The 18,998-nt window shown below is 52.6% G+C and carries 15 protein-coding genes; 5 read left to right on the forward strand and 10 right to left on the reverse strand.

The window, feature by feature from the left end; all coding sequences use genetic code 11:
* The first annotated feature begins 81 nt into the window (after positions 1 to 81).
* A complete protein-coding gene (locus HC352_RS00585; protein WP_168917104.1) occupies positions 82 to 651 on the forward strand; it encodes a low molecular weight protein-tyrosine-phosphatase in 570 nt (189 codons plus the stop codon).
* A 41-nt stretch (positions 652 to 692) separates the two neighbouring features.
* Here HC352_RS00585 and HC352_RS00590 read toward each other — a convergent pair whose 3' ends face one another.
* On the reverse strand, positions 693 to 1,148 hold the full coding sequence (locus tag HC352_RS00590; RefSeq protein ID WP_168917105.1) for a SprT-like domain-containing protein: 456 nt from the start codon (positions 1,146 to 1,148) through the stop codon (positions 693 to 695).
* 49 nt (positions 1,149 to 1,197) lie between these two features.
* Here HC352_RS00590 and HC352_RS00595 point away from each other — a divergent pair, with 49 nt between their 5' ends.
* Positions 1,198 to 2,142, forward strand: coding sequence for a GNAT family N-acetyltransferase (locus HC352_RS00595; RefSeq protein WP_168917106.1), 945 nt, complete (start codon positions 1,198 to 1,200; stop codon positions 2,140 to 2,142).
* Positions 2,143 to 2,193: 51 nt separating this feature from the next.
* Positions 2,194 to 2,880, forward strand: a complete 687-nt coding sequence (locus tag HC352_RS00600; protein WP_168917107.1) for a hypothetical protein — start codon at positions 2,194 to 2,196, stop codon at positions 2,878 to 2,880.
* 3 nt (positions 2,881 to 2,883) lie between these two features.
* Here the strand turns inward: HC352_RS00600 and HC352_RS00605 are convergent, their stop codons facing one another.
* The 4 genes from HC352_RS00605 to hrpA form a co-directional block, all read right to left on the reverse strand.
* A complete protein-coding gene (locus tag HC352_RS00605; protein WP_168918543.1) occupies positions 2,884 to 3,663 on the reverse strand; it encodes an amino acid ABC transporter ATP-binding protein in 780 nt (259 codons plus the stop codon).
* Between the two features lie 15 nt (positions 3,664 to 3,678).
* Complete coding sequence (locus tag HC352_RS00610) at positions 3,679 to 4,653, reverse strand: amino acid ABC transporter permease (RefSeq protein WP_168917108.1); 975 nt, start codon at positions 4,651 to 4,653, stop codon at positions 3,679 to 3,681.
* A gap of 22 nt (positions 4,654 to 4,675) precedes the next feature.
* Complete coding sequence (locus HC352_RS00615; protein ID WP_168917109.1) at positions 4,676 to 5,590, reverse strand: transporter substrate-binding domain-containing protein; 915 nt, start codon at positions 5,588 to 5,590, stop codon at positions 4,676 to 4,678.
* A gap of 312 nt (positions 5,591 to 5,902) precedes the next feature.
* Positions 5,903 to 10,045 carry an ATP-dependent RNA helicase HrpA gene (gene hrpA / locus HC352_RS00620; protein ID WP_168917110.1) on the reverse strand — a complete coding sequence of 1,381 codons (4,143 nt, stop codon included), beginning with the start codon at positions 10,043 to 10,045 and terminating at the stop codon, positions 5,903 to 5,905.
* Positions 10,046 to 10,206: 161 nt separating this feature from the next.
* Here hrpA and HC352_RS00625 point away from each other — a divergent pair, with 161 nt between their 5' ends.
* Positions 10,207 to 11,232, forward strand: coding sequence for an endonuclease/exonuclease/phosphatase family protein (locus HC352_RS00625; RefSeq protein WP_168917111.1), 1,026 nt, complete (start codon positions 10,207 to 10,209; stop codon positions 11,230 to 11,232).
* A gap of 60 nt (positions 11,233 to 11,292) precedes the next feature.
* A complete protein-coding gene (locus HC352_RS00630; RefSeq protein ID WP_168917112.1) occupies positions 11,293 to 11,481 on the forward strand; it encodes a hypothetical protein in 189 nt (62 codons plus the stop codon).
* Here HC352_RS00630 and HC352_RS00635 read toward each other — a convergent pair.
* Genes HC352_RS00635 through HC352_RS00655 form a run of 5 tightly spaced genes read right to left on the reverse strand, consistent with a single transcriptional unit; the run spans position 11,478 to position 18,965 of the window.
* Entirely contained in the window at positions 11,478 to 12,590 is a 1,113-nt protein-coding gene (locus HC352_RS00635) for an App1 family protein phosphatidate phosphatase (RefSeq protein ID WP_168917113.1), read from the reverse strand. The two genes, HC352_RS00630 and HC352_RS00635, sit on opposite strands and share 4 nt — an antisense overlap.
* Positions 12,591 to 12,618: 28 nt before the next feature.
* Positions 12,619 to 13,857, reverse strand: a complete 1,239-nt coding sequence (locus HC352_RS00640; RefSeq protein ID WP_168917114.1) for an MFS transporter — start codon at positions 13,855 to 13,857, stop codon at positions 12,619 to 12,621.
* 29 nt (positions 13,858 to 13,886) lie between these two features.
* Positions 13,887 to 14,642 carry a GntR family transcriptional regulator gene (locus tag HC352_RS00645; RefSeq protein ID WP_168917115.1) on the reverse strand — a complete coding sequence of 252 codons (756 nt, stop codon included), beginning with the start codon at positions 14,640 to 14,642 and terminating at the stop codon, positions 13,887 to 13,889.
* Positions 14,643 to 14,651: 9 nt separating this feature from the next.
* Positions 14,652 to 16,334, reverse strand: a complete 1,683-nt coding sequence (gene pgm, locus HC352_RS00650) for a phosphoglucomutase (alpha-D-glucose-1,6-bisphosphate-dependent) (protein WP_168917116.1) — start codon at positions 16,332 to 16,334, stop codon at positions 14,652 to 14,654.
* 12 nt (positions 16,335 to 16,346) lie between these two features.
* The gene (locus HC352_RS00655; protein WP_168917117.1) at positions 16,347 to 18,965 is read right to left on the reverse strand and encodes a lysylphosphatidylglycerol synthase transmembrane domain-containing protein; all 2,619 of its coding nucleotides are present in this window, start codon (positions 18,963 to 18,965) and stop codon (positions 16,347 to 16,349) included.
* Positions 18,966 to 18,998 lie beyond the last annotated feature (33 nt).

Genomic DNA, 18,998 nt, shown 5'->3' on the forward strand with positions numbered 1-18,998 from the left:
CTCAGGAGCGCTAGTGGAGAGTTTCCCGAGATTTTGTGTAGGTAGTAAAGTCGAGCTAGGTATGAAGTGAAAGGGTTAAGCATGAATATTTTGGTTGTTTGCACAGGTAATATTTGCCGATCCCCTATGGGAGAGATTGTTCTGCAATCGCAACTTGACGAAGCCGGCATCGCTGGGAATGTTACGTCTGCTGGTGTCTCTACTGAAGAAACTGGGAACCCGATTGATCGACGCGCTCAAGCTGTGTTACGAGAACATGGTTATGATATTCCACGCGATCACTATGCTCATCAGGCTACCCCGGCAGAACTTTTGCAGGCGGATTTGGTTTTAGCGATGACGACGGGACATGCGCGCTCGTTACGGCGCATGATGATCAATGCTGGGCTTGGTGAAGAACACATTTCCCGAATCCACTTGTGGCGCGAATTTGATGGAACTGTGCAGCCAGCTGATGCAGGCGCTTTTGGTTCAGGTGGCCCGTTGGAGGGCAAAGAAAAAGTTAAACCTGGGCGTGGCTCAGATTTCTACACCTCCGATGGTGAACTCGACGTCCTCGATCCTTGGTATGGCGACGCCTCCGGCTTCTACGACACGCTAGCGATGATCGAAGCTGGCGCTCGCGGGATTGTGGAATGGATACGGGAGTAGCCAGAGTCTAGTGCAGTGTGCTTTTCGGCGTCAGCGTGCTTTTATGTGGCATCCTTGCGCCGATACCACACGAACTGGTGGTGGGGTGAAAACGATCTAGGATGGCAGAGAGCGCAACTGAGGGGGCGGTTTGGGCGGCGGAACCGCTCAACATGATGCCCCGCCGGGCACACTCCAACCCAAGCTCCCGGAATATGTGGCGCATTGCGCAGTCTCACCTGTCCAGAACCACCAATCCGCACACATGTTTCTTGCCAAAGCCGATCGTGACCATGACCCGGACCAACAAGTACATGAGCGATCTCGTGAAGAATAGTGTCACGCACGGCGTCGGCATCTGAGGCTTGAGTCAGTGCACGCGATAACGTGATCTGTTTACGATCAAAATGCGCTGCGCCGGCACGCCGCTTCGCGCGGTCAAAGGCGAAGGACCACTCAGTTAGCCCATGAAACGCCATGAGTTCTTGGGCCAGTGCCCGCGCCTGCTCAATATCCATCCCTCTATCGTAGCGTTGTTGCCGGCCGGCACAATGCTAGAATGTCGGTATGGTTTTTCATATCGTTGTGCCCGAAGACTGGAAGCAAGCTTGCGGCCGCGGAACATATACGCAATCAACACGAGACTGCGATGTTGACGCGGTGGGTTTCATACATGCCAGCACATCGTTGGAGCAAGCTACCGCCGTCGCAAAATTTTTGTATGCAGACCGGGCGGACGCGTTCGTCGTCGCCATTGACGACGAGGAGGTGCGTAACGCAGGTTTCGAGATTCGTTTTGAACTAGGGGACCTGCAGAACCCGCAATCGGAAAAATTTCCGCATATTTACGGTGGCCCGCTTCCTATCAGTCTGCTCAATCCAATGATCGACGTCGACGGTGAACCACGAATTTGCCGTGAGGATATGCCAGAAGTTGCCCAGTTACGTCAGGCCGGTTGGCAGGTTGGTTCGACGTCGTGGGGTGCGCGCCTGAATCTTGGCGACGGCGCCGATTTATCCTCCTATCGAGACCACGTTGACGCTGTGATCCAGGCCGGATTTGAAATGCGGGAGCTGACTGGTGGCGATATGGCTGAACTTTCTGCGCTTGACCGGTTGGTTGCACCGGATTTTCCGTCCACTCCAGCTTCACACCACGAACCTTTGCCGCACAACTTTGGTGAGAAGGTGGCTGACCAAAGCGCTCGCGTCTGGGGTGCGTTTCAGGGAGATCGGATGGTTGGCTTCACTATTCTTTTTGATGCTGGACAGTGGTGGGAAGTAGACCGTACCAGTGTGCATCCAGATTTTCGACGTCGAGGCCTTGCCAAAGCGATGAAGGCGGCCTCCGTGCTGGAAACCTATGAACGTGGGGTACGCCAATGGGGAACCGGCGGGGCGAGCGTGAACCAGGCGTCACTACGGATGAACCAAGCACTTGGGTTTGAGCTCGAACCGTTGTGGCTGACGCTGTATCCACCAGTGACTGTGGGGCGGCTGCTTATACGATGACTGGGCTAGTGTGCCGGAAAATATGTCGGAGCTAGTCGTTATAATTGCGGTATGTCTGGAACAGATCTGATTTTACAAATGAGCCGTGCCGCACTACCTGCGAATCGCAACATTGATATCGCGCGGCGTATTAGTGCGGCAACCATGATGGGATTCTTATTTGGCGCGGTTGTTGGAATGCTGCTGTTTATTGATGAGGTTCCGGTAGAGCGGATGTTCTTTGTTCTTATTCCGGCCGTTATCCTCGGCGTCGTTGTGTATCTTTGTTGGCGTATCTGGCAGCCGCCACTTATTGAACCAACGCCAGTAGTTGCGCGTGTTTTAGGAACAACCGAATCGAATTATATTCGAGAGGTTCGCAGTGGCGGCCATCGCGGAATTCTTGTTCCAGTTGTGGCCATGCCGGTTGACGGGGGAACGCCCTTTAGATCGATGGTGACAGTTCAGGCGCAACGTGGGCACGACGTCGTCGAACCACCTGCCGGAACGTTACTTTCACTATTCCAAACTGAACCTGGAATCGGGGAGCTGATTAACGGGGAAGAAACTGCGGAACAGCGTGCATTGATAGAAAAACTCACCAAGCGTCCACGAATACTCTCCAACCGTGCCGAAATCCTGCCCATCCGGCGCGGTCCGCTAGAACGCACCCCACGTACAGCCGCCATCCAATGGTGGGCAAGTGCTGGGATCGCCACGTTTGCTGCTATGTTGTTCGTCGGATCGTTGCGTGGGTAATGCTCACACCACGCGAGTGAAGAATTCCTTCGCGCGCGCACTTTGCGGACGATCAAAAACATCTTCTGGCGTGCCAGCTTCGATGATCTTACCGTCGTCCATCACAATAACCTGATCGGAAACTTCGCGGGCGAAGCCCATCTCATGTGTCACCACAACCATCGTCATACCCTCGTGCGCCAAATCCTGCATCACTGCAAGCACTTCACCAACAAGCTCTGGATCTAGTGCCGAGGTCGGCTCATCAAACAACATTAATTCCGGTTCCATCGCCAACGCGCGTGCAATCGCCACCCGCTGCTGCTGGCCACCGGAAAGCTCAGCCGGATAGTGTTCCATTCGGTCAGCTAATCCAACTCGGTCTAGCAACTTCTCGGCCTGAGTACGTGCCTGTGCAACCGGCTTACCCAACACGTGAACCGGTGCTTCCATCACGTTCTCCAACGCCGTCTTATGCGGGAAAAGATTGAACCGTTGGAATACCATCCCGATTTTAGCGCGCTGCGCAGCGGCCTGCTTAGCGGTCAGCTCATACAGCTTGCCATCTTTTTCCCGGTAACCCATCAGCATGTCGTCAACATAAATCGATCCAGCCTGAATAGCCTCCAAAAGATTAATGCACCGAAGCATAGTAGATTTACCCGAACCAGACGGACCCAAAATTGACGTCACCGTTCCCGGCTGCACATCGAACGATACGCCCTTCAACACATGCAGATCGCCAAAAAACTTATGGACGTCGGTGACGCGCACCTTCGGCTTTGTTTCAAACACAGTAGTCATCATTAATCTCCTAAATCACGGAGTGTATTCGGCGAACGGATCATCCGTCGTTGTCTGTGAAGCATTGATCGCTGCTTGGCGACTTGCCCGAGTTTTCTTTGTCCCGCGTGCGTTTGCAGTGGACGACTCATTCGACGTACCACGCCCGTAAAACTTCTCCACATAATACTGGCCTACCATCAAAACAGACGTGACTGATAGGTACCAGATAGCGGCAACCAGCAAGAACGGAATTGGCTGGAAGGAAGAAAAACCACTCGCATTCGTCACATGAGTTAATTCAAGTGACAGTGGAACTGCCGTCACCAACGACGTCGTCTTCAACATTGAAATAGTTTCGTTGCCCGTTGGCGGAACAATAACGCGCATCGCCTGCGGCAAAATAATCCGCCACATGATCATGCCACTACTCATTCCAAGCGCTTTCGCGGCCTCTTCTTGGCCAGGATCTACAGAATTCAATCCGGATCGGACGATCTCTGCTAGGTATGCGCCTTCGTTAATGCCCAGCCCTAGCACAGCAAACAAGAACATTGTGTACTGGCGTTCGGCGAAAATATTATTCGGTGCGAAGGAGAAGAAATCAACCACGCCTGGAATTCCAACCGTAATAGTTGGAAAGAGGGTGCCGATCAGTCCCCAGAAAATCAACTGGGTGTAAATCGGGGTACCTCGGAAGAACCAAATATAGACGGTCGCCACTGAACGTAAGACTGGGTTATCCGACCGTCGCATGATCGCCATCGTCACTGCCAGGAGAATACCTAAAGACATCGCGGCCACAGTGAGTGCTAGCGTCCAAGCTACACCCTTGATGATCTGAATCTTGAACAGATTGCCCCACACAACACTCCACTGGAATTGTGGATTAGTGACAAGCTGGTTAATGATCGCGTACGTGATAATGGCGACGATTGCCGCCGAAATCCACCGTCCCCAATGGCGAACGGGGACAGCATGGATGAGTTTCGGGGTCTCGTGTGACGGCATGATTCGTCCTAGCTAGTGATATTTACTTGGCTGGGTTGAGGGTCACGGAGGTGGCAACGCCATCCTTGATTCCCCATGTTTCAAAAATCTTGGCAAGATCGCCAGTATCGATGAGGTGCTGCAAGGCTTTGCCAACGGCTTCAGTCGTTGGGTCACCCTTTGGTGTTGCGATTGCCAGACCGACAACGTCGAGTGGCTTACCGACCTTTTCAATCTGTTGGTTGGTCTGCAAGATGGCAAAATCAACAACTGGGGTGTCAGCAAACATAGCATCGAGCTGGCCTTGGGCAAGTTCGAGACTGATCCGTGGTTGTTCAGATTGCCGTTGGATTTGAATAGGCTTGTCTTTGCAGTCAGCTGTGTTCATGTCAGTTAAGTATTCATCCATGGCTGTGCCGGTTTGAACACCTACTACTTTGCCGCATACATCTGCTGGATCAAAGTTCTTCGGGTTGCCTGCTGGGACTGCCCACTGCAGGCCGGCTTCATAATATTGCGTTAAGTCAACAGCTTCTTGCCGCTCCGGGTTTACTGAAATAGCGGCAATGCCTGCTTCATACGTGTTTCCAATACCGGGGATGACAGCAGCAAATTCGGCGTTCTCCATAGTAACGTTAAGACCGAAGACTTTGCCAAGTGCGTTAGCTAAGTCAACATCGAATCCTTGCATGGTTTTGCCGTCTTGTCCATAAAATTCAGCAGGAGCGTAGAAAGCGTTGGTGCCGATGGTAAGTTTTCCATCCTTGGTGACGGATTCTGGCAATAGGGCGGCAATCTCGTCTACCTTTTCGATTGCGGAAACATCAGTAGCGCGCACATCGCCATTAGTAGCTACGGCGTCGGTGGCATCGGTGGATGATGTTCCAGCGTCGGAGCCACAAGCGCCCAGGGTAAGTAGTAGTGCAGCGGCGGCTGCGGTAATCTTCAGGGTTTTCATGGTTTCTCCTCGCGGATGGATTTTCGGGTTGGCATTGCGCCAATAATGAAAGTATATACATAACTCCGTATACTTATACAGTATTCTGTGAGTAAGATAGGGCACATTCTACGATTGTGTATGGAAAGATGTGCAGTAAAAGGGGCAATAGCGCAAACCTCGTCGTATATGAACGAGGTTTGCGCTATTGCCCCATTCGGTGCTGAAGAAAATGAGGAAGGAGTGAGTTTAGATGGGGTGTAGGTCGGCCTTGGTGGGATATGGGTGAATTCGGACAGGGTGCAGGCTGGAGTGACAGCCCAGCTAGTCCAGCTACCCGAGCAGTTTTCGGATTCGCTGCACGGACACCTTGCCATGAGTTCCTAACTGCTGGGCAAAAAGCGAAACACGCAGTTCCTCAATCATCCAGCGAGCCTTCACTAAAGCCGCGGCACGCTGCGGATCATAGCTTCCCATTGCCTGCCGTTCCTTATCAACTTCATCGCTAATTTCGCCAACCTGCCACGCCAGCGAATCATCAGCCGGATTCGTTGGTGCCTTCTCTAACCGAATTCGCGCGGCATTGAGGTAGCGCGGAAGATGCGCGAGGTACTCGCTTGGAGTTCTTCGAATAAAACCATCAGAAACGAGGCGGGTTACATAGTCACGAACGTCAGTTACCGTATTGATCAGTGCCAGCGAGGATGTGGTGCGCAATAAGCTATCAACCTCCCCGTATGCCTCCAAGACCCGAACCACGATCTGTGCGATCCGATAGATTTCATCTTCGAATCGGTCACGTAACCACGTACGTAGTGACTCATAGTCGCTACGATGACGGAGCGTACCTAGTGGTTTCTTATTTTCGTGAGCCCACTGGTCAGCCAGATTACGAATAGCAGCAACATGAAGATCAGTGATGAGCGCGCTGGTAGTGGGGTAGGTGGATGCCGCCATCGCTAAAGATTCGCGCCCGGTCCATCGGCTGGTGATACGTGCTTCTGGTAGGGCAAGCTCAGTAGTGAGGAGTCGGATAATCCCATGCCGGTGGTCGCGTACCTGTTCTGCCGGCTCAGCTAGTACTCGCAGTTCTACGCTAAAGCCGCTTTTCCCTGGCGTTTCAACTAAAGCGGGATAGCCGCGAATCGTCAGGCCATGAGCGCCAGTGGTTTCAATGCTAGCGGGAATTTCGTCACCATCAAGTTTCGGCCAGGTGGTGAGATGACGTTGAGTAAACGCTTCAGTTATCCCTGGTTCGGTTAACTCTGCTTCAAGAGCCTGAGAGACAGCTTTTTTGACGACGTGTTCGACGGCGGTGCGCGTTTGCGGAGCAAGCGAGCGTTGTAAATATTCGACGGAGTTTCCTTCATCCAACACTGCGCCACGTTCGGAGCGCACCCGGAAGTTAATAGTCAAATGTCCAGGCAATACGACATCCGCCCAGGAATCGTCTTCGATCTCGATTCCGCGCAGGTCGCGTACCGCCATAGTAAATGCGTCTTGGAAACTCATTGCACCGGTTTGGCCGTGCGCCACGCTTTCCCAGTCGGGAAGTTCGCTGCGAATTTGCCGAGCAACATCGGGTGCCGGCACGAGGTGACGCCGAATCCGTTTAGGAAGTGCCCGAATAGTAGCAATAACGAGTTCGTCGAGCATACCGGGAACAAGCCAATCGAAGCCATCATCGGTGAGTTGAGGAAGCAAAGTTACCGGTATGTCAATCGTGAGTCCGTCGGCATGTGAACCGGGCACAAAGGTATAGTCAATTGGCAACGTGACATCGCCTTGTACCCATTCAGTAGGGAAGTCGTCATCGGATGCATCGGTTTCGCCAAGCAAAAACTCGCGCGTGAAGGTGAGCAGGTCCGGACGGTTATGCCGTTCCTTCTTCCACCAGGAATCGAAGTGGCGTGCTGAGACGATGGACTCGGGGATGCGTTCGTCGAAAAATACGTATTGGGCATCCTCATCAGCTACAAGAGCGTGACTTCGCAACCGTTCTTCAACTTCGCGGGCGTCGTCGAGCGCGGCCTTGTTGTCTTTAATAAACCGGTGATGTGTGCGCCATTGGCCTTCCACAAGTGCGTGCCGGATAAACATCTCACGGGCAAGTTCACGTGCGGACGGTGTGCCAACGGAAGATAGTAACACTTGCCGATCGGCAGTAACGGTCAATCCGTAGAGTAGGACTTTTTCGTGTACTTTCGCCGCTCCGTCGCGGGTGGACCAGAACGGGTCGGAGTAGGTGCGTTTGATCAGATGTGCGCCCACCCGCTCGATCCAGGCTGGATCAATTTTGGCTACGGTGCGTGCAAAAAGCCGTGATGTTTCAACCAGTTCAGCGGCCATCACCCAGTCCGGAGTGCGCCGAGCAAGCCCAGATCCAGGCCAGGTGACGAAGTGGGTGCCACGCGCACCAAGATAGTCACGTTTGCGTTGATCGTAGGAGCCGACGTTAGAAAGCAAGCCTACAAGGAGGGAGCGGTGGATCGCATCAGCCGCCGGCGCATCAGCCGAAGCACCCACAGCTTTGACCGCATGGATGACATCGCGATGTTGGCTGACGTCGTTATGTTTGTCGCGTGCTTGCTGGATTTGCGCAGGGGTTGGCAGGGCAATGTTTTTCAGCGTGATGCCTAGCGGTTTGGCCAGTTCGCGCAACTGGGCGACGACGTCTTGCCACTCGCGGAACCGCAACCAGTTCACATACTCAGCTCGGCACATGCGCCGGAATGCGGAACCAGACAGGTCGCGTTGCTGGGTACGTAAATACCGCCACAGATTCAAGTAGGCTAAGAAGTCCGAGCTGGGTTCGGTAAAGCGGGCGTGAAGCTGATCGGCTTGCGCCTTATATTCGGCAGGGCGCTCGCGGACATCTTGGACGGACATGGCGGCAACCAACACAAGTACTTCGGTGGCGGCGCCATTATCTACCGCGGCAAGGAGCATTCGCCCCAGTCGCGGATCGATTGGTAATCGAGCAAGTTTGCGCCCAATTTTAGTCAGCACGGGAGTTCGGGTATCGGGTTCGAGGGCGCCGATTTCTTCCAATAGTTGGATGCCGGCGCGTACGGCTTTCAGGTCCGGCGGATCGATGAAAGGGAAGTCGGCAACCGTGCCTAATCCGAGCGATGCCATCTGTAAAATGACTGCCGCTAGCGAGGTGCGCTGGATTTCTGGCTCAGTAAATTCTGGCCGGGAGGTGAAGTCTTCTTCAGAATAAAGCCGGATAGCAATACCGTCAGCCACGCGACCAGAACGGCCCGAGCGTTGATTAGCAGAGGCTTGCGAAATTGGCTCAATGGGCAGGCGTTGGACTTTGGTGCGTGGCGAATAGCGTGAAATTCGTGCGGTTCCGGGGTCAATGACATAGCGGATTCCGGGCACGGTCAACGATGTTTCGGCAATGTTGGTGGCCAGCACGATGCGCCGATAGTTGTGTGGTTGGAAGATGCGTTGTTGTTCGGCCGCTGATAGTCGAGCGTATAGTGGCATGATTTCGACGGCTCCAGGTACGGAGGAGTGGCCGCCTGGTTCAATGAATCGGTTGCCGAGTTCGTCTTTGAACGCTTTGAATGTTTCGCGGATTTCGCCTTCGCCGGAGAGGAAGACGAGGATATCGCCAGGTCCTTCGTTCATGAGTTCGTCGGCGGCATCGATAATTCCGGTGATTTGGTCGTGGGCTTCTTCGCGACTGAGGTATTCGGCGTTTTCGCCGCTTGGCAGTGTCTCGGTTTCGCCGTCGAGCGGACGGTATCGAATGTCGACGGGGAAGGTACGTCCAGAGACTTCGATAACTGGGGCGACGACGTCGTCACCTCCGTTGTGAATAAACCGCCCGAAGTGTTGTGCGAACCGTTGGGAATCGATGGTTGCGGAGGTGATGATGAGTTTGAGATCGGGGCGTTTGGGGAGGAGTTGGGCGAGGTAGCCCATAAGGAAATCAATGTTGAGGGAGCGTTCGTGGGCTTCGTCGATGATGATGGTGTCGTAGCGGCGCAGCATCGGGTCGGATTGGATTTCGGCGAGCAGAATGCCGTCTGTCATGAGTTTAACGAGCGTGGTGGGGGAGACTTCTTCGGTGAAGCGTACGTGGTATCCGATTGGTCCGCCGAGTTCGACGTCGAGTTCGTCGCAGATTCGCTGAGCCACTGCGCGGGCGGCGATTCGTCGGGGCTGGGTGTGGCCAATCATTCCACTGATTCCGCGCCCGAGTTCGAGGCACATTTTAGGAAGCTGAGTGGTTTTTCCGGAACCGGTTTCGCCAGCGATAATCACGACTTGGTTAGCTGCGATGGCCGCCATGATATCGGCGCGCCGGGCTGAGACGGGAAGCTGTTCCGGATAACTGATGTCTGGGACGCTGGCTTTGCGGGCAGCGAGTTGTTCGGGGGTGAAGGGGCGTGGACCGCGTTGGGATTGTGCGTGGCGTCGAGGCCGACGGTGCTTGGCTGAATGGCATTTTTCGGTAGACATCGTGTTCTATTTTCTCACGTTCTTGGCAACTTGTCAGGGCTGTTAGTGTAGCGGATGTGGGCAAGGTGACGTGGCGAAGATGTGCTTGGGGGTGCGTGCTGGGAGGTGCTGGTTCTGTAGTGGTTTACACTTATGGATGCACGTGTTTTATGGAGGGTTGAATGAAATTTATTTGGGCGTTCATTTCACTGCTTATTGCCGGAGTGGCGTTGGTGTCACTGCGCCCCGATATGTTTCCGTATGTTAGTGATTTTGTTTTAATCACACCGATTGCGCAGATTATGTCGATGCGGTTTTGGATTGGTGCAGTACTGATTTTTAGTGCCGTGGTTTTAGCCGTGTTTGCGTTGGTACGATACAAGTTGCTGAACATGGGCCGGATTGCGGGATTGTTAGCATTGGTGTTATTTGTGGGAAGTTTTGGTCAATTTGGCGTCTTGATAGCACGCGGCGTGGCTCACCCAAGTCAATTGGCTCCGGATCGTGGAGTATCGTTTACTTCGCCAGGAAATGGTGAAATCACTGTGTTGTCGTATAACACGCTAGGTGGGAAGACGACGACTGAGCAGATCGTGCAACTGGTAGAAGATAACGGTGTTGATGTGGTTGTTTTGCCGGAGACAGGGCATAAACGTGGTCAGGATATTGTTCGCCGTCTTGCCGAACATGGCATGAGTTTCCAGCAGTTTGATACACATACATCGGAGTATGATCCAGAATTTCGCTCCACACTTCTTCTTGTTTCGACAGCGCTTGGTGAATACGAGCAAACTAATGATGCGCCGGTTGATTCAGCGGCAGTTTCGGCTCGTCCGGTTGATGGCAATGGTCCAGAATTGATCGGAGTGCATCCCATTGCGCCACTGCCTGCCTTGATGGATCAGTGGCGGGCTGAAACTTACGCGGTGTATTCGCAGTGCGACAAGACGAATTTTATTATGGCGGGCGATTTTAATTCCACGATTGATCATCAGTTAGCACACGGCTTTTCTTGTGGTGATGGGGCACGCGATGCAGGTTCGGGTGCGGTTGGTACCTGGCCATTGACTACCCCAGCATTATTATCTGCACCAATAGATCGAGTTCTTCATGACGGGCAACATTTTCAGGGCACAGATGCGGCGGTTGTGCAGGTTGGAGAATCAGATCACCGCGGACTTTTGGTTCGGCTCGGGCCGACGAAGTAGACTAATAGCAGGCACGACGGTTGTTTTGCTAGATAATTTGGAATAGAAAGAAGGACTATTATGCGATTAATGCGAACATTAATCATCGCTGGTGGCGCTTACGTGTTGGGTGCTAAGGCTGGCCATGAGCGTTATGAACAGATCGTAGACGTGGCTTCGAAGCTATGGAACTCTTCGCCGCTTGGTAGTTTTTCTGCTCCGAACCGAGACACAGTCAACGAAATCGTTGTTGAAGACGATAATCTTTAATAATTAAGCCGATGGCGACGAGCCAGAGTATCTAGCTCGTAGCCATCTTTACCGCGGATGATTGGTACGCCATCGTCCGCGGTATCTTTATCATCGCGGTCCTTACGATAGGCTTCGGGTGATCCGTGAGAAAGCACGTGCTCAACAGGGTTGAGTTCACGCAACGCGATTCCCCGTACCCGTGACGGGTGTTCACGGGCAAGTTCGTCATAAATGTGCGGATCGTTTTGTCCGTCGTCGCCAACTAAAAACCATTCAATATTTGGGAACATAATCAGCAGGTTACGTAGCTGGTTTTTCTTATGTTCTTGGCCAGAACGGAATAGGCCGGTAGGGGTGGGGCCCCAGTCCGTCAGGAGCATGGGACCGATCGGCAAGTCATTGAGCTGGATAAAGTTAAGAAATGTGGAATAGGTATTCCACGCACCGGTCGATAGATAGAAAACGGGTGCATCAGGAGTGTTTGCAAGAAGTGTTTGGTAGAACTTGCTCATACCGGGAACAGCTTGGCGGGTATTGGTGTGTTTAACAAAGGAGTTCCAGGTGGCGAGCATGGCTCGGGGAAGCCAAGTGACAACGATGGTGTCATCAATATCAGATATGAGTCCAAGCTTGGTATGGGGAGAGACGATCATCAGTGGAGCATTGACTGGCTCGCCGGCAACCGGAGTAATCAGTGCTTTGTGCCAGCCTGGTTGTAGTCCATGATTGTTGACGATGATATCCAAGTAACCACTTCGATCCGTTCGAGTGTGGATCGTTTGATCACCAATAGTAACAGTAACGGGTAAGAATCCGACTTGCGTGGTGAAGAACTGCCGCCAACCACGTTCTGCTTCAGCTGCTTTTTCCTGAGCTAACGTAGCAATTTCTTGGACAAGATTTCCGGCATATTTATGGGTCAAATTAGGTAAAAAGGGCAATGTGAAAGGTTTTTTCTCCGCTTGTGGGTCAGCCATGACTGCACGGGCAAGTACCCGAACTGCGCTAGTGGATCCATATCCGGTATAGCCAATGATTTGCGGAAGCCACCCAGCATGGCGACGTTTGACGATGCCACGGCGGTTAATCGTGTCTTCGATTGTGCGTGCAATATGTGCTAAACCCATAGGGGTAGTCTATCGAAACTTCGCTTGGTCATGTAGTACTCGGTTTGCAACTATGCGAACTGACTACGCCAGCAACAACAACCCACAAACTAGCCGCAATCAGCAATGCGCTCAGCGGAGAATCTGGCGTGTTGAGCAGGTAGCCCAACTGCAATCCACAAATCGTTCCAACAGCGCCAAAACTGTACGACCAACTCATGATGCGCGCGAACTGGCTTCCGCGGAAGAACACCTGGCGGTGCGTCTCGAGAATAATCACACGAGCCTTGTTGAAAAGCACATTGAAGAAAATAAACCCGATCGCGGTATAGAAATGAGCATTGCCACTCGTCATAAGAACGACGGCGATCACAATGTTCGTTGCCGAAAGACCAGCAGTCACCTGCAAGGCACGCTTCGTTGGAATCGCCTTAGAAATACGTCGTCCAACAAGCGGGCCGACAGTTGCTGCGCTACCGAAAGCAATCAACACCCACCCCATAGCCACCTGTGCCGAGCGATCACTCAAGTTCGCTGCCCACAAGAACACCAGCGAGCCAGTCAACGCTCCGATAACTTGTAAAACAAACGACAGTAACGGAGAAGCCGGGCCAGAACGGAACAAATCAAAGAAGAACTGACGTATCGGCAGGCGTGCACCGGTTGCGGAGAACTCTTCGTCGTCGGCATCAATCAACGCTGGCATAGCGTAAGTGTGCCGGGCCCACATTCGGAAACTGGCACCGGCAAGCGACAACACCGCGTTAGCAATAAAGAGAACCTGCACGGAAAGAACGGACACCCATGCGCCGGCCGGGCTGGCAACAACCAAGCCGATAAAGCCGAGCCAAGCGTACAGTGCGGCGTTAAACGACAGTGCGTGCTCTTCGGACTGTTGGGCGAACGCCGCGCCGTAAAACTCTTCGGCGATATCAGATACCGGTGCAAGGAAAAGATCGATCGCAATATATCCGATCAACAGCCACGTTCCAGGTATGCCGGTAAACATCAGTGCGACGACGGCGACAACCGACAGTAGAGCTTCAATGAAGTCAACGGTAATCAGCGTCGTATCCGGAGAATATTTCTTGAGGATATGCGCATAGAGTGGAAAAGCAAAAACACATAACTGTTCAGCGGAAGAAATCAGCACGAACGTGCCCACACTGACCTGGCCGGCAGCGGTGAGCGCGTTCCAGCCACCTTCAATGAGGCGATTACCTAAAACTGTGAGGATCAGGCCAACAACCATCACCCTGCGCACGCGGCGCAACGTTTGGAAAGACATGAGTACCTTTCTGGTGTAAAAACTAGTATTTAGGCATGCTCCCCGTGGGCAAAAACCGTCGATTCATAAGTATAGAGATCCCCACGATATGTGTGAATACCCCATTCAACAATATCTCCCGTTTCATCAAATGCGGTGCGGTTGATCGTCAATACTGGTTGGCGGGTGGGGATAGTGAGGAGTTTTGCGTGCCGGCGGGAAGGCTTTTCTGCCGTAACCGCTTGAGTAGTAGAAGCAATAATTGTCCCAGATTCGCGCAGCAATTCATACAATCCGCGTTGTTCCAGATCACCATAGCTGGGTGCAAGGTCAGCACGGATCCAGTTGTAGAGCACTGCGATTGGCTCCCCGTCACGATACCGTAACCGTTCGAGCTCAAGAATAGGGGTACCCGCGACGCAATCAAGACGCTGCGCCATCCGCGCAGTTGCCGGAACGACGTTATAGGCCAAAATATGGGTTGTTGGATGTTGGCCTCGCCGGCGTAGTTCCTCATTAAGAGAAGAAAGTTTGAGAAGCCGGTGGCGAGGCTTGGGCGCTACAATAGTGCCCTTGCCCCGCCGCCGGATCAGCAGCCCTTGCTCCACTAAGGTTTGCATGGCACGCCGGGCAGTTGGCCGAGAGACTTTAAGCCGATGCGCCATCGAAATCTCGTTTTCGATCACCGTGCCGGCAGTTAAATCACCAGCAATAATCGCGCGTTCGATCGGTTCCGATATCTGCACATGAAGTGGAATATCTGAAGTCCGATTGAGTTCGATCCGAGGTGTGTATGGGTGGAGCATAATGATTGGCTAGGATTCTAGCGCAGCAGCAACAACAGCCTTGGCTTCGTGTTGAACCCGTGCCAGGTGTTCATCACCATGGAATGATTCGGCATAAATCTTGTAAACGTCCTCAGTTCCCGACGGGCGTGCCGCAAACCAAGCATTCTCAGTTGTTACCTTCAAACCGCCAATCTTTGCTCCATTTCCGGGTGCCTCAACCAAACGCGCCGTGATCGTTTCTCCGGCAAGCTCAGTAGCAGTTACGTCAGCTGGAGCCAACGCAGCCAACTTAGCTTTTTCTGCCTTCGTTGCCGCCGCATCAATTCGGGCATACGACGACGCGCCAAACTCAGCCACCAGTTCGCGATGCAACTGCGAGGGGGTCTTTCCTGTGACGGCAGTGATCTCGGCCGCCAACAGATCCATAATCAGACCGTCCTTATCAGTGGTCCACACGGTACCGTTCTTCCGCAAGAACGACGCACCAGCAGATTCTTCACCGCCAAACCCGATCTTCCCAGAAATCAACCCCGGCACAAACCATTTGAAACCGACCGGAACTTCAACCAGTTCGCGTCCAATACTGCCCACAACACGATCGATTAACGACGACGACACAAGAGTCTTACCAACGCCAGCACCTGCTGGCCACTGTGGACGATGCGTGAACAAATAGTTGATAGCAACAGCCAAATAATGGTTCGGGTTCATCAACCCAGCATCCGGGGTGACAATACCGTGGCGATCTGAATCAGCATCGTTACCGGTAGCAATATCGAACGGTGAGCTACCAGAAGCGTCCGGCTTCATACGCTCTAGCAGCGAAGCCATCGCATACGGAGACGAACAATCCATGCGGATCTTGCCGTCCCAATCGAGAGTCATAAAACGCCACGTTGGATCCACGGTTGGATTCACAACTGTGAGGTCTAGGCCGTAACGTTCGCCGATCGCACCCCAGTATTCGGCCGATGCGCCACCCATCGGGTCGGCACCGATGCGCACGCCGGCATCCCGGATCACTTCAAGATCAATTATGGACTGCAAATCGTCAACGTAAGCAGAGAGGTAATCATGACCACGGGTTGTTTCAGCTGCCATGGCTGCTTCATAGCTGACGCGTGGAACATTGCGCCAGCCCTGACGCAGAATCTCATTCGCCCGGGCAGCGATGGCTACAGTAGCATCCGAATCAGCCGGACCACCGTGAGGCGGATTGTATTTGAAACCACCATCGCGTGGCGGATTATGTGACGGGGTGACGACGATGCCATCTGCTAACCCTGGACCAGAAGTGCGAACACCATCAAGAGTATTGGCGCCGTTCGCCGTCAAAATAGCTAACGAAACCGCCGGGGTTGGGGTCCACGAACGGCGTGCATCAATGCGCACTTCAACACTGTTAGCAGCTAATACTTCCAGTGCAGTTCGTTCGGCTGGTTCTGATAGGGCGTGTGTATCACGGCCAATGTAGAGCGGGCCGTCAATACCGTGCGCGTGACGGTATTCCACGATTGCCTGAGTGGTTGCCACAATATGGGCTTCGTTGAAAGCCCCATCAAAAGCAGAGCCACGATGTCCCGATGTACCAAACACAACCTGCTGTGCTGGGTTTTCTGGATCAGGTTCAATGTCATAGTAGGCGCTGATGAGAGCATCAACGTCAACGAGGTCAGATAATTGGGCTGGAGTTCCTGCGCGTTCGTTCATGACACTAGTCTACTAAATGTAATTGCGTTTCGTTGCAATCTGCAACGCAATCCATCCCAAAGGAACACGACCCCAGAAGGTAAACAATCGATACAGTACAGCAGTGGATAACGCTACCGAATACGGAATACCAGTCAGCACTAGACCACCAGTAAGAGCAGCTTCCACCGGCCCGATACCACCCGGAGACGGAACCAAGGAACCAACCGAATTAGAAACCAGATAGGTGACAGCTAAAGTAACTAACGGTAACTGATAGCCAAAGGACCCCAAGGCAAAACCGAAACAAGCAACGAATGCTACCGTCATAATCATCGACCCTAAAAACCCGAACGCCAACCGGCGCGGATGGGTTCCTAGCCACACCAGACGCGGCCAAATCTGTTCTACAGTAGGCTGAATTTTCGCAAAAATCCACGAACGCAACGGGCGGATAACGAAAATAGCACCAATAGCAACCAATGCCAACACAATACTGATTACGATTGACTGCGAAGGCATAGATAATGCCCCGAGTTCACCAGTTACGAGCGTCAACACAATCAAAGAGAAAACCGTGGTAATAAACTGTGCAAGTTGAACAACTGTTACAGTCGCCAATGCCGGTGCCGTATCCACATTCTTTTTCTGCAAGAAACGCAAATTCAACGCAGCCGGTCCAATACCAGCCGGGGCAACAAGAGTAACAAGAGAAGCAACAACCTGAATCAACACAGATTGACCTAACGGAATATGCTCTTGAGTGTAGGCCTTCAACGTAATAGCCGCTCCGAGATAGGTTAATAACCCGGCACCAAATGACAGCATCATCCACATTGGATTTGCGGCTTGAATAGCCAACGACAAGTCGGTGAAATTGACCGAGGCAGCCAAAAAATAAATCGCGAATACGCCAAGAGAAACAGTAATAATCGTCTTAGGCGAAAAGCGATTCAACTCCACCGGCTCCATCGAACCCGTATCCGGTAGCCGATCCTCTAAAGCTTGACGAATCCGCCCAATATCTTTCGATTTAGGGAAATCTTCCCGCGTCCGAGCCGGCATGATTGTTTTTTGCAACAGTGGAACAACCGACATAACACGTTCGAAAGGCATCGCACGGGTAAACGAATCAACAGCCCGGTCTATCCCCACAACTCCTGCAAGCATCGTTAAACCCTGAGCCAAATCCACAAAACGGACCGTTTCAGAAGTCAACAGAGAACCATCTTGCCAGTTTGTAATATGTAACCCGTCAGCAGTTAACCGCACACAACCGGCATGAATATCGCCATGAGATATCCCGCGTACATGCGCCTGCTGTAAATGTTGCCAAAAAGAATCAAGAGCCTCGTCAGTGATAGTTCGGCCATCGACGTCGTCAAGAAGTGGCGAATGGGAAACCCGGTAAACTACGCACACAGTGGAATCAGCGTGCGCATCACCAACAAAAAGCCGTGGCGAAACCTTCGCCTTTTCCGTCGCCAACTGCATGAGCACATGCTGTTGAGCAGCATCGTGTAACGTGCGCGACCCTTCCCGATAGGTAATTTTCAAACGCAACTGACGCCACAAATCCGCCATCGCCCCTACAATAAGACGATCTTCATCCAAGACATGCACATGGTAGACAAGATCTTGACGGTCACGAACCAGATATGTGCGCGAAACTGATACAGGCCGAAACATCGGATAGCTAGACCGAGCATGATAAGCCATTTCGCGGGCATTAACCCCCGATGCTGGACCAATCGTTGACGGTAGTGATTGAGTAAAAGCCGCGGACGGCACAAGCGCGTTATCCGCATTTTGCCACATCCGAGCCAAGCGTCGAATCGCTCCCGAATCAGTGTAACCAAGAGGGGCATAGCTCAGAACAGACCAGGCAACAACCTCATCACAGATTTCACTATCACAACGAATAATTTCCTGCGGATCAACACCCGCCCGCTTTATCAAATCAACAAAACGCGCCCCCGTCACCCGACGAGGAAACGTGCCAATAATGAATCGAACCAGTAAAGCAATCCCAACACCAAGTAAAACGGTAGCCACCGTACTTGGTAAATTCTGCCTGCCCTGCAACACAAGTAAAAAAGCCAACGCAACCGTCAAAATCCAGCCCCAGCGCACCAACCGAGACCCGCGGAACGTACCGGCAATAGTGAGCAACGCAGAAATGGCAGCCAAATAAGGAGTGGAGTCAGTGAACATGTGTAGTGGTGATACAACACTTGCGGAACGAGCATGAACAATCTGTTGGGCAATCATGCCCGTCATTGTCGTTAACGCAACCGTCACAATAGTCGCCAGCACGGCAGTGACAACGGTGCGCCACCGTCGTCGAAAAATTATCGTACCTACCACAGCCACCGGCACGAAGAATGAAACAAGGCCTTCCAAAATATTGATCGGAACGAAAAATATTTGTTCCACGAAACTTGAGGTAGCAGCACGCACATCACTAGTTACCCCAAGAACAGTCAGGCGAGCATACATGGATAACACAACAACAATGCCGATACTGGCAAACGCCCCGAGTGCGCCAATAAGATCAGCAGGCTGGCGCATCCAACGTTGCGGTGCGTCAACTAAAAGCACGCGCGTGGATGGATCGTCAGTCACCTCGGCCGTTGTTTGTGTTGTTTTCACGTTTCGATCTTACCGTGAACAATAACGCAAGGC

It is taken from the genome of Arcanobacterium buesumense (assembly GCF_012563545.1).
GTDB classification, from domain to species: domain Bacteria; phylum Actinomycetota; class Actinomycetes; order Actinomycetales; family Actinomycetaceae; genus Arcanobacterium; species Arcanobacterium buesumense.

Bases quoted from the DNA above. Each gene is read 5' to 3' on its own strand.
- HC352_RS00585 (WP_168917104.1), top strand. From the start codon at position 82: ATGAATATTTTGGTTGTTTGCACAGGTAATATTTGCCGATCCCCTATG.
- HC352_RS00590 (WP_168917105.1), bottom strand. From the start codon at position 1,148: ATGGATATTGAGCAGGCGCGGGCACTGGCCCAAGAACTCATGGCGTTT.
- HC352_RS00595 (WP_168917106.1), top strand. From the start codon at position 1,198: ATGGTTTTTCATATCGTTGTGCCCGAAGACTGGAAGCAAGCTTGCGGC.
- HC352_RS00600 (WP_168917107.1), top strand. From the start codon at position 2,194: ATGTCTGGAACAGATCTGATTTTACAAATGAGCCGTGCCGCACTACCT.
- HC352_RS00605 (WP_168918543.1), bottom strand. From the start codon at position 3,663: ATGACTACTGTGTTTGAAACAAAGCCGAAGGTGCGCGTCACCGACGTC.
- HC352_RS00610 (WP_168917108.1), bottom strand. From the start codon at position 4,653: ATGCCGTCACACGAGACCCCGAAACTCATCCATGCTGTCCCCGTTCGC.
- HC352_RS00615 (WP_168917109.1), bottom strand. From the start codon at position 5,590: ATGAAAACCCTGAAGATTACCGCAGCCGCCGCTGCACTACTACTTACC.
- hrpA (WP_168917110.1), bottom strand. From the start codon at position 10,045: ATGTCTACCGAAAAATGCCATTCAGCCAAGCACCGTCGGCCTCGACGC.
- HC352_RS00625 (WP_168917111.1), top strand. From the start codon at position 10,207: ATGAAATTTATTTGGGCGTTCATTTCACTGCTTATTGCCGGAGTGGCG.
- HC352_RS00630 (WP_168917112.1), top strand. From the start codon at position 11,293: ATGCGATTAATGCGAACATTAATCATCGCTGGTGGCGCTTACGTGTTG.
- HC352_RS00635 (WP_168917113.1), bottom strand. From the start codon at position 12,590: ATGGGTTTAGCACATATTGCACGCACAATCGAAGACACGATTAACCGC.
- HC352_RS00640 (WP_168917114.1), bottom strand. From the start codon at position 13,857: ATGTCTTTCCAAACGTTGCGCCGCGTGCGCAGGGTGATGGTTGTTGGC.
- HC352_RS00645 (WP_168917115.1), bottom strand. From the start codon at position 14,642: ATGCTCCACCCATACACACCTCGGATCGAACTCAATCGGACTTCAGAT.
- pgm (WP_168917116.1), bottom strand. From the start codon at position 16,334: ATGAACGAACGCGCAGGAACTCCAGCCCAATTATCTGACCTCGTTGAC.